Source organism: Bradyrhizobium sp., assembly GCF_047605465.1.
Lineage (GTDB): Bacteria > Pseudomonadota > Alphaproteobacteria > Rhizobiales > Xanthobacteraceae > Bradyrhizobium.
Genome location: NZ_JASGFS010000107.1, coordinates 1 through 10,148, shown reverse-complemented (window position 1 = coordinate 10,148; position 10,148 = coordinate 1). Strand labels below are relative to the sequence as shown.

At 64.4% G+C, this 10,148-nt stretch carries 11 protein-coding genes and 1 tRNA gene; 10 read left to right on the top strand and 2 right to left on the bottom strand.

Annotated elements, in window-relative coordinates; genetic code table 11:
- Nucleotides 1–460 precede the first annotated feature (460 nt).
- Entirely contained in the window at nucleotides 461–1,246 is a 786-nt protein-coding gene (locus QM712_RS35355) for an SDR family NAD(P)-dependent oxidoreductase (protein ID WP_415027780.1), read from the bottom strand.
- A 133-nt stretch (nucleotides 1,247–1,379) separates the two neighbouring features.
- Between QM712_RS35355 and QM712_RS35350 the strand changes: the two genes are divergently transcribed.
- Both QM712_RS35350 and QM712_RS35345 read left to right on the top strand, forming a co-directional pair.
- The gene (locus tag QM712_RS35350) at nucleotides 1,380–2,078 is read left to right on the top strand and encodes a histidine phosphatase family protein (RefSeq protein WP_415027779.1); all 699 of its coding nucleotides are present in this window, start codon (nucleotides 1,380–1,382) and stop codon (nucleotides 2,076–2,078) included.
- A 67-nt stretch (nucleotides 2,079–2,145) separates the two neighbouring features.
- Nucleotides 2,146–2,913 (top strand): SDR family NAD(P)-dependent oxidoreductase, encoded by a 768-nt coding sequence (locus QM712_RS35345; protein ID WP_415027778.1) that lies wholly within the window; start codon nucleotides 2,146–2,148, stop codon nucleotides 2,911–2,913.
- A gap of 241 nt (nucleotides 2,914–3,154) precedes the next feature.
- Here QM712_RS35345 and QM712_RS35340 read toward each other — a convergent pair whose 3' ends face one another.
- Nucleotides 3,155–4,378: a serine hydrolase domain-containing protein gene (locus QM712_RS35340; RefSeq protein ID WP_415027777.1), complete on the bottom strand. Its 1,224-nt coding sequence runs from the start codon at nucleotides 4,376–4,378 to the stop codon at nucleotides 3,155–3,157.
- Nucleotides 4,379–4,529: 151 nt separating this feature from the next.
- On the opposite strand from QM712_RS35340, the gene QM712_RS35335 reads away from it, so the two are divergent.
- The 8 genes from QM712_RS35335 to rplL all read left to right on the top strand — a co-directional run bounded on the left by QM712_RS35335 (nucleotide 4,530) and on the right by rplL (nucleotide 9,541).
- Nucleotides 4,530–4,605 (top strand) — tRNA-Trp (locus QM712_RS35335).
- A gap of 354 nt (nucleotides 4,606–4,959) precedes the next feature.
- A complete protein-coding gene (gene secE / locus QM712_RS35330; protein ID WP_415027776.1) occupies nucleotides 4,960–5,151 on the top strand; it encodes a preprotein translocase subunit SecE in 192 nt (63 codons plus the stop codon).
- Nucleotides 5,151–5,708 (top strand): transcription termination/antitermination protein NusG, encoded by a 558-nt coding sequence (gene nusG, locus QM712_RS35325; RefSeq protein ID WP_415027775.1) that lies wholly within the window; start codon nucleotides 5,151–5,153, stop codon nucleotides 5,706–5,708. The genes secE and nusG overlap by 1 nt, the downstream gene beginning before the upstream one ends.
- Before the next feature lie 132 nt (nucleotides 5,709–5,840).
- On the top strand, nucleotides 5,841–6,269 hold the full coding sequence (rplK, locus tag QM712_RS35320; protein ID WP_011088164.1) for a 50S ribosomal protein L11: 429 nt from the start codon (nucleotides 5,841–5,843) through the stop codon (nucleotides 6,267–6,269).
- Between the two features lie 6 nt (nucleotides 6,270–6,275).
- The gene (rplA, locus tag QM712_RS35315; protein ID WP_014494487.1) at nucleotides 6,276–6,968 is read left to right on the top strand and encodes a 50S ribosomal protein L1; all 693 of its coding nucleotides are present in this window, start codon (nucleotides 6,276–6,278) and stop codon (nucleotides 6,966–6,968) included.
- A 90-nt stretch (nucleotides 6,969–7,058) separates the two neighbouring features.
- The gene (locus tag QM712_RS35310) at nucleotides 7,059–8,012 is read left to right on the top strand and encodes a 2-hydroxyacid dehydrogenase (protein WP_415027774.1); all 954 of its coding nucleotides are present in this window, start codon (nucleotides 7,059–7,061) and stop codon (nucleotides 8,010–8,012) included.
- Between the two features lie 578 nt (nucleotides 8,013–8,590).
- Entirely contained in the window at nucleotides 8,591–9,109 is a 519-nt protein-coding gene (rplJ, locus tag QM712_RS35305) for a 50S ribosomal protein L10 (RefSeq protein WP_415027773.1), read from the top strand.
- A gap of 54 nt (nucleotides 9,110–9,163) precedes the next feature.
- Nucleotides 9,164–9,541 carry a 50S ribosomal protein L7/L12 gene (gene rplL, locus QM712_RS35300; RefSeq protein WP_128951214.1) on the top strand — a complete coding sequence of 126 codons (378 nt, stop codon included), beginning with the start codon at nucleotides 9,164–9,166 and terminating at the stop codon, nucleotides 9,539–9,541.
- Nucleotides 9,542–10,148 lie beyond the last annotated feature (607 nt).

Genomic DNA, 10,148 nt, shown 5'->3' with positions numbered 1-10,148 from the left:
CAAGCAAAGCTCGGGCGAAACCAGCCGCGAGAATGCGAAACCGTGTCCTTGCATCGGCGCAGCGCGCGGCCCGCTGGGTCCCGGCTCTGCGCAGCAACGCTGACGCGTTGCAGCGCGTCCGGGACACGAGAGAGGAGATCGCCCACGTCGCTCCCCGCACTCCGGCATTGCGAGGAGCGAGGCGACAAAGCAATCCAGACTGTCGCCACGGCGAGAGTCTGGATTGCTTCGTTTCCGCCGTCGTTCTTCGAGCTGTGGCGGACAAGGCGCTTGCAATGATCATGGCGAGACAATTGTGCGCCAAGACCTGCACTGTCTCGCGCCCCGGACGCAGCGCAGCGCGCAGCGGTGCGCTGCAGAGCCGGGGCCCATGCATCAGCACCGCGCGCGGCCTGCTGGGTCCCGGCTCTGCGGAGCGTCACTCCGTGCCGCTCGCGTCCGGGACACGAGAAAGCCCTTGCTAGACCGGCTTGCCCGCATACGGCATCGACGCCGTGAGACCGCCGTCGACCGGGAAGGCCTGGCCGTTCACGTAGGAGGCGTCGTCGCTCGCCAGGAACAGGCCCATCGCCGCGAGCTCGTGCGGCTGGCCGGGACGCTTGAGCGGATTGAGCTGGCCGATCTTGTCGGCGGTGCCGCGTTCCTTGGCGCGATCGAAGATCGGCTTGGTCATGCCGGTCTCGATCAGGCCGGGGCAGACCGCATTGATGCGCACGCCGGTGCCGGAGAGCGAATAGGCGGTGGTCTGCACCAGGCTGATCACGCCGGCCTTGCTCGCGGCGTAGGGGTGCCCGCTGGCGCCGGCCTTGAGGCCCGCAACGGACGCGGTGAGGACGATCGCGCCCGACTGCTGCTTCACCATGTGCGGCATCGCGTACTTCACGGCGAGGAACGGCCCGATCAGGTTGACGCGCAGGATCTCCTGCCAGTGTTCCACGGTCTGATCGGCGAGCGCGACGAGGCCTCCGGACACGCCGGCATTGGCCCAGATCACGTCGAGGCGCCCATGGGTTTTCACCGCCTTGTCGATCACGGCGGCGACGTCCTTTTCGGAGCCGGCGTCCGCGACCATCGCTTCGGCGACGCCGCCCGCTTTCTTGATCTCCTCGACGGTCTCCTTCACCGCCTCGGTGCGATCGACCGCGATCAGCTTCGCGCCTTCCCTGGTGAACAGCAGCGCCGCAGCGCGGCCGATGCCGCTGCCCGCGCCGGTGATGATGACGGATTTGCCCTGCAGACGACCCATGCGCTTCTCCCTTTGGCTTGCGCGCGAGGCTTGCCGCGCGACGGAATTTCAAACAGAATTTCAAACGGCAAAGTGTCTTGAGACACGTTCGCTACTCACGTACAGCGACATCACACGGGATGGAAGAGTTTCGATGGCAGACGCAGACAAGCCGAATGTGGTCACGACACGGTGGTGGTGGGTCCGTCATGCGCCGGTGCGCAATGACGGCGGCAACATCTACGGTCAAAGCGATATCGCCTGCGACACCAGCGACGCCTACGTGTTCAACGCCGTTGCCAAGGTACTTCCGCGCAAGGCCGTCTGGTATTCGAGCAATCTGATGCGCACGCACCAGACCGCGGAAGCGATCTGGGCGGCTGGTTTCCCGAAGCCTACGTCGATGACATGGGAGGCCGATCTCGCCGAACAGAATCTCGGCCGCTGGCAGGGCATGAACCGTGCCCAGTTCATCGCGAGCCGCCCCGTGGGCTCGAGCTGGTTTGCCGACATCAACGAGCCCGCGCCCGGCGGCGAAAGTTTCATGGATCTCTACAACCGCACGCGCCGCACGATCGAGCGGATCAACCTCGAGGCGGCCGGGCAGGACGTGATCGCGGTCGCCCATGGCGGCACGATCAAGGCGGCGCTCGGGCTCGCGCTCGATGGCCAGCCGGAGCGGGGGTTGTCGTTCGACATCGACAATTGCTCGGTGACGCGGCTCGATTATTTCCAAAGTCCCGAGCGCACGGTCTGGCGATTGCCGATGGTGAACCAGCAGCCGTGGATCGCCGACGACGCGCATGCGGCGATGCATCAGCCGGCGGGTCCCGAAGTCAAGAAGCTCGCCTGAGCATTGTCCGGCTGCGCGCACGCGGCATAAGCTTCAACCAACTCGAAACGCATACTGGGAGGAAACCATGACCTTGTTCGACATGAAGGGTAAAGTCGCCGTCATCACCGGCTCGACGCGCGGCATCGGGCTCGCGATCGCCGAGCGCATGGCCGAGCACGGCGCCAAGGTCGTGATCTCCTCGCGCAAGGCCGACGTCTGCGAGCAGGTCGCCAAGGGCATCAACGACAAGTTCGGCAAGGGCACGGCGGTCGCGATCGCCGCGAACATCTCCTCGAAGGAGAACCTGCAGAACCTCGTCGACGAGAGCAACCGCGCCTTCGGCAAGATCGACGTGCTGGTCTGCAACGCGGCGTCGAATCCGTATTACGGCCCGCTCGCCGGCATTTCCGACGACCAGTTCCGCAAGATTCTCGACAACAACATCGTCGCCAACAACTGGCTGATCTCGATGGTGGTGCCGCAGATGATCGAGCGCAAGGACGGCTCGGTCATCATCGTCTCCTCTATCGGCGGCCTGAAGGGCTCGACGATCCTCGGCGCCTACGCCATCTCCAAGGCCGCCGACATGCAGCTCGCGCGCAACCTCGCCTGCGAATACGGCAAGGACAACATCCGCGTGAACTGCATCGCGCCGGGCCTGATCAAGACCGATTTCGCCAAGGCGTTGTGGGACAATCCGGAGAATTTGAAGGCTTCGACCTCGCGCTCGCCGCTGCTCCGCATCGGCATCCCCGACGAGATCGCGGGCGCGGCCGTGTTCCTGGGATCGAAGGCCGGCGACTTCATGACCGGCCAGACCATGGTGATCGACGGCGGCGCGACGATCAGCTGAGGTCTCGCGTTTCGGACCCGACGCGGCGCGACGTCCCGCACGGCTGAGCCGGGACCAGCCCGCACAGAGGTGTCATCGCCCGCCCAGTGCGCAATCGCGCACGGGGCGGGCGTTCAGTATTCCGGAAGCTTTCGTTGCAGCGCTCGCGCGTGCCGCATTCGCCGCGGCGGACTGGATGCCCCGCCTTGGCGGGGCATGACAGTGAAGATGTCGATGCGGCATCGCGCGACAGCGAAGGTCGTCAGTCGATCGCCGCGTAGACGAGATCCCGCACCAGCGTGCGCGTGTAGTCGCGCTGTCCGGGGCCCTGCGACATGAACACCGCGAACAAATCCTCCTTCGGATCGATCCAGAAGAAGGTCCCCGCGATGCCGCTCCAGAAATACTGGCCGACGCTGCCGGGAAACGGCGCGATGCCCGGCGCGGTGCGCACCGCGAAGCCCAGACCGAAGCCGTGGCCGGGGGCGAGCAGGGTGCCGTTGGTCGGCACGCCCGGCCCGAGATGGTCGGAAGCCATCAGCTCCAGCGTCTTGCGGCCGATGATCCGGTTGCCGTCGAGCGAACCGCCGTTGCGCAGCATCAGGCAGAAGCGCGCATAGTCCATCGTGGTCGAGACCAGGCCGCCGCCGCCGGATTCCATCACCGGCTGCTCCAGCATGTTGAACAGCGCGACCTTGTCACCGGTCCAGGGATCGGCCGCGAAGGGCTCGGCGAGGCGGCCGGCATTGGCCTCCGGGGTCGAGAAGCCGGTCTCGGTCATCTGCAGCGGGGCGAGGACGCGCTCGGTGAGGTATGTGCCGAGCGATTTGCCGCTGGCGACCTCGATGATGCGGCCGAGGATGTCGGTCGAGCGGCTGTAGTTGAACTCGTCGCCGGGATGGCAGACGAGGGGGAAGCTCGCCACCAGCGCGGCGTGCTCGGCATTGGTGATCTTGCGGCTGCGCACCCGCGAGTCCTGATAGATCTTGTGCACGGGGCCGTCGCCCTGGTGCTCGTAGGTCAGGCCGGAGGTGTGGCGGAGCAGGTCCTGCACGGTCGTTGCGCGCCGCGCCGGAACCAGCTCGAGCTTGCCGCCGCTGACGACGCCGACCTTCTGATCGGCGAACTCCGGAATGAATTTCGCCACGGGATCGCCGAGCAGGATGTGGCCGTCCTCGACCAGCGCCATGATGGCGACGGACACGATCGGCTTGGTCATCGAGAAGATGCGGAAGAGCGAATCACGCGCCATCGGCGCCGTGCCCGCCGGGCTCTGCCTGCCGATCGCCTCGAACCACCCGACCTGGCCGCGGCGGCTCACGAGAATGGTGATGCCGGGAACGGTTCCCTTGTCGATCTCGCGCTTGAAAGCGTCCGACATCGCCTGCAGGCGGGGGCGGGACAGGCCCAGCGTTTCCGGCTTGGCCTCCGGCAAAGACGGCGTGTTCGGCGCGATCGTGGCGTGAGTGGCGGCTGTCGCGGTCATGGGCGCTCCCGGTTGCTTTTCGTTATCGGGAACGAACTGTGGCCCAGAAGCCGTGGGACAAACAAGCGAAGTCGACGCGCTTCACCCTTGCAATCCGGCCGTCCCCTGTGCTTGAAAGCGCCCCTGATCCCAAGGCGACGCAGGGTCACGTAGGAGTGTAGCTCAATTGGTAGAGCACCGGTCTCCAAAACCGGGGGTCGCAGGTTCGAGCCCTGCCACTCCTGCCAGGCATCCTGCCAGATAATTCACGACGATCAGGACCAGACGTGAAGCCGCACCGGGCAAGGCTCGAATGGCGGTTGATCCGGGGCGGATAACCCCTTGATCCGGATCGGCTCTGTCCGGGAACGGCCATGGGCCGGGGCAGGCGTCCACACCTTGACGTTTGGCCCCATCCGCAGTAGATACCGCCCACTCGCAGCCGGCCCGTTGAGACGCGGATTTCCGGCGCGGCTTTGAAATCCCCGAACAATCGAGCCCGGTTTCCGGCTCATCCTTCGAGACAGAGGGCTGGGCCACAGGCGGCTGTTCGGATCCCTGAAATCCTTTCGCGTCTGTTGACGGACGTTGGACATCAAACGATGGCAGTCAGCCCGTTCAAGTTCTTGCAGGAAGTGCGCTCGGAGACCGCCAAGGTCACCTGGCCGACCCGCCGCGAGACGACCATCACCACCATCATGGTGTTCGTCATGGTTGCCGTTGCGTCGGTCTTCTTCTTCGCCGCCGACCAGATCATCCGCTACCTCATCACCCTTCTTTTGGGCATCCACTGATGGCAACAGCCGCCACAATTCAATCGTCCGACAAGCGCTGGTACATCGTCCACGCTTATTCGAACTTCGAGAAGAAGGTCGCCGAGTCGATCCGCGAGCAGGCCAAGCAGCGCGGGCTCGAAGAGCTGTTCGAGCTGGTGCTGGTTCCGACCGAGAAGGTCACGGAAGTGCGCCGCGGCCGCAAGATCGACGCCGAGCGCAAGTTCTTCCCCGGCTACGTGCTGGTGAAGATGAAGCTGACCGACGAGGCGTTTCATCTGATCAAGAACACGCCGAAGGTCACGGGCTTCCTCGGCGCCGAAAACAAGCCGATGCCGATCTCTGAGGCAGAGGCGATGCGCATCCTGCACCAGGTGCAGGAAGGCGTGGAACGGCCCAAGGCGTCGGTGTCGTTCGAGATCGGCGAGAACGTGCGCGTGGCCGATGGCCCGTTCGCTTCGTTCTCGGGCGTCGTCGAGGAAATCGACGAGGCGCGCTCGCGCGTGAAGGTCGCGGTGTCGATCTTCGGCCGCGCCACGCCGGTCGAACTGGAATTCGGTCAGGTCGAGAAGGTCTGACCGGAGACGTGCCGGGCCTCCGGGCCTGGCGCGAAATAGGCCGTGGGAGGGAGAGGGCGGTCGCCAGCCGCCTCCGACCCAGACCACGAACCTGAAACCGCCGGCGGGTTGCCGGCACAACAGGAGTGATACATGGCAAAGAAAGTGACCGGATACCTGAAGCTTCAGGTCCCGGCCGGTGCGGCGAATCCCTCGCCCCCGATCGGTCCCGCGCTTGGTCAGCGCGGTCTCAACATCATGGAGTTCTGCAAGGCGTTCAACGCGCAGACCCAGAAGGAAGAGAAGAACACCCCGATCCCGGTGATCATCACCATCTATGCGGACCGTTCCTTCACCTTCGAGATGAAGACGCCGCCGATGTCCTACTTCCTCAAGCAGGCTGCCAAGATCCAGTCCGGCTCGAAGGCGCCGGGCCGCGACAAGGCCGGCAAGGTGACCAAGGCGCAGGTGCGCGAGATCGCCGAGAAGAAGATGAAGGATCTGAATTGCGACACCATCGAATCGGCCATGAAGATGGTCGAGGGCTCTGCCCGTTCGATGGGTCTGGAAGTGGCGGGGTAAGCGGTCATGGCAATCGGAAAGCGTTTGAACAAAGCCCGCGAAGGTGTTGACCGCGAAAAGCTCTACCCGCTCGCGGACGCCATCAAGATGGTCAAGGAACGCGCCAAGGCGAAGTTCGACGAGACCATCGAGGTCGCGATCAATCTCGGCGTCGATCCCCGTCACGCCGACCAGATGGTCCGTGGCGTCGTCACCCTGCCGAACGGCACCGGCCGTACGCTCCGCGTCGGCGTGTTCGCCCGTGGCGCCAAGGCCGATGAGGCCAAGGCTGCCGGTGCCGACGTCGTCGGTGCCGAAGACCTGGTCGAGAAGGTGCAGAACGGCTCGATCGATTTCGACCGCTGCATCGCCACCCCGGACATGATGCCGCTGGTCGGCCGCCTCGGTAAGGTGCTCGGCCCGCGCGGCCTGATGCCGAACCCGAAGATCGGCACCGTGACCATGGACGTCACCGGTGCGGTGAAGGGCGCCAAGGGTGGCTCGGTCGAGTTCCGCGTCGAGAAGGCCGGCATTCTGCAGGCCGGCGTCGGCAAGGCCTCGTTCTCCGAGGAGAAGCTGGTCGAGAACATCAAGGCCCTGGCTGACGCCGTCTCCAAGGCCAAGCCGGCGGGCTCCAAGGGTACCTACATCCAGCGCGTTGCGGTGTCCTCGACGATGGGCCCCGGCGTGAAGGTCGAGCCGGGCACCATCCTCGGCTAAGGTTTGGAATTTGCATGAGGCGAGGGGCGGAATTGGGCAACCGATTCCGCCCCTCGTCGCTTGCAGCGGCATTCACCGGAAACAAGAACAATGGCTGACAAGGTCCTGATCTACTCGCGCTTTCCGAAGACGATGATGACGCGCTTCGCCGAGCGGTTCGAACTGCTCGACACCGGCGGCAAGCCCGTAAGCGAGGTGTTTCCGTCGGAAGACCTCGGCGGCATCCGCGCACTGCTCACCGCCGGCGGAACGCCGCTCGGTGCGCAAGCGATGGACCTGTTTCCCAAGCTCGGCGCCATCGTCTGCTACGGTACCGGCTATGACGGCGTCGACCTGAAGGCGGCGGCCGCGCGCAACATCGCGGTCGGCCACAGTCCCGGCGCCAATGCGGCCTCGGTCGCCGACATTGCGATGACCCTGATGCTCGCCACGACCCGGCGGATCCTGGTCGCGGACCAATATGTCCGCAGCGGCGATTGGGCCGCCTCGAAGCAGTCGCCGATGATGCGGCCGCAGGCCGGCCTCCTCGGCCGCCGCATCGGCGTCTACGGCATGGGCGAGATCGGCCGCAAGATCGCGGCGCGCTGCGCGGCGTTCGAGGCGGAGGTCGGCTATTTCAGCCGCAGCAAATACGATTTGCCCTATCAATATGTGCCGACCCTGGAGGCGCTTGCCGACTGGTGCAGCGTGCTGATGATCGCTGTCCGGGCAGGGGCCGAGACCCAGCATGTGGTCAACGCCGACATCCTCAAGCGCCTCGGTGCGGACGGCTATGTCGTCAATATCTCCCGCGGCTCGGTCATCGATGAGAAGGCCCTTGTCGCGGCGCTCTCGGACAAGACCATCGCCGGCGCCGGCCTCGACGTCTTCGAGAAGGAGCCGCACACCCCCGATGCGCTGACCGCGCTGCCGAACGTCGTGTTCGCCCCCCATATCGGCGGACACACGCTGGAATCCCACGTCGCCATGCAGAACTGCGTGCTTGCAAACCTGACCGCGTTTTTCGAGGGCAGGCCGCTGCCGCATGGGGTCAAGGCGGCCTGAGCCGGTCCTGCCGACCCGCCTAAGCCATTCCGCGCAATCGGTTGGAACTGGTCTGAATTTTGCTCTTGGCAAGGTGATCCGAAGCGGTTAAAGAACCGCTTCCGGACGTGCCGGCCTTGGCTGGCGCGTCCGTGCACGCATTCCGAATATCCGACACGATAGGAGATCATTCCTTTTCAGGACGTCCGCGAGGATTTGCCGGAAAAGGGAAGAAAATCCGTCGGTTGGTGGAAAGCGAGCAGAGGTCGGACGGTTTACCGGCTGACCTTGTCCTGTCCAAGACTGCAGGCGCCCGCGGGAAGCTTCGGTTTCCCAACGGCTTAATCGCATGGCCTGCATAGACGGGTGAAGACCGGATTTCACGTCGCATCCAGCCTTCTGGCTGTTTGTCGAATGGGTCTGGTTCGGACCTCGACACCCCGTGGGCTCGCAAGGGTTCCGGGAGGGCAGGCTTTGAATCGTCGTCTTGCCCCGCGTGTCCGAAGGGTTTTGCCCCTGAGGTTCAGGTTTGGGTGGGACGATGGGTGCAACCCGGCGGTCCCGCTTTCGCGATGACCGCCAACCGGAGAGAGCTTGCTGTGGAACGAGCGGCAAAAAAAGAGGCGGTCGAACAGCTCAACGAGGTCTTCAAGACCACGAGCGTCGCGGTCGTTGCTCAATATTCCGGCCTCACCGTCGCCCAGATGCAGAAGCTGCGTCAGCAGATGAAGCAGGCGGGCGCGTCGGTGAAGGTCTCGAAGAACCGTCTCGCCAAAATTGCTCTTGAAGGCACTGACGTCGTTGCCATCGGCCCCATGCTCAAGGGGCCGACCGTGATCGCCACTTCGAACGATCCGGTAGCGGCGCCGAAGGTCGCCATCGACTTCGCCAAGGCGAACGAAAAGTTCGTCATCATTGGCGGTTCGATGGGTAAGACCGTCCTGAATGTCGACGGCGTGAAGGCTCTTGCCTCGCTGCCGTCGCTTGACGAACTGCGCGGCAAGATCGTCGGCCTCCTTGTGGCCCCGGCGACCAAGATCGCTCAGCTCGCCAACGCGCCCGCGGGCAAGCTCGCGCGCGTCATCCAGGCTCATGCCTCAAAGGGCGAAGCGGCCTGACGCCCTTCGCAAAACTCAAACCCGAACCAGACTTACACTCAAGGAAACTGAACAATGGCTGACTTGCAGAAGATCGTTGACGACCTCTCGAGCCTCACCGTGCTCGAAGCTGCCGAACTCGCGAAGCTCCTCGAAGAGAAGTGGGGCGTTTCGGCTGCCGCGGCTGTCGCCGTGGCCGGCCCGGCTGCTGGTGGCGCCGCCGCCGCTCCGGCTGAAGAGAAGACCGAGTTCACGGTCGTTCTCGCCTCCGCCGGCGAGAAGAAGATCGAGGTCATCAAGGAAGTCCGCGCCATCACCGGCCTGGGCCTGAAGGAAGCAAAGGACCTCGTCGAGGGCGCGCCGAAGCCGCTGAAGGAAGGCGTGAACAAGGAAGAAGCCGAGAAGATCAAGGCCCAGATCGAGAAGGCTGGCGCCAAGGTCGAGCTCAAGTAAGCACAGCTTGCTGGCGGGATCCCGGACGAGCATCAGCGCGCTCCGGGATCCTGGTCCATCCCTCAAACGGGTGGACTGGATGCAAAAGGCGTGCGACGGAACCCTCCGACGCGGGCCAGACACGAAAAAGTGTGGGGATTTGAGGCTTTACCCCTCGAATCTCCACTATTGTCGCCCCATATCGGGTCGGCAGCACGAAAGCGCGGTGGGCAGGGATTCCGGATTTCCCTGTAAGCCGTTGGGAGAGCAGGCTATTTCGGGCTTTTGCAGTCCGTGAAGACGATCGTTGTGACGGGCGGGCGCGCATTTGCGCCCCGCGCGTCGTTTTGCGTTTTGAAGGTCTGAAGAACAGATTCAGGACATTTTCGCCTGAAGCTGAGTCTCCGGCCCCCAAAGCGGGTTCGAAAATTCAACCCGGGGAGCGGTGGCAGCCGCGTTCCGGACGGCGCGCCCAGAGCGGGCGACGAAAATGAGAGGCCACGATGGCGCAGCAGACATTCACCGGTCGCAAACGCGTTCGCAAGTTCTTCGGACACATCAAGGAAGTCGCCGAGATGCCGAACCTCATCGAGGTTCAGAAGGCGTCCTATGACCAGTTCCTGATGGT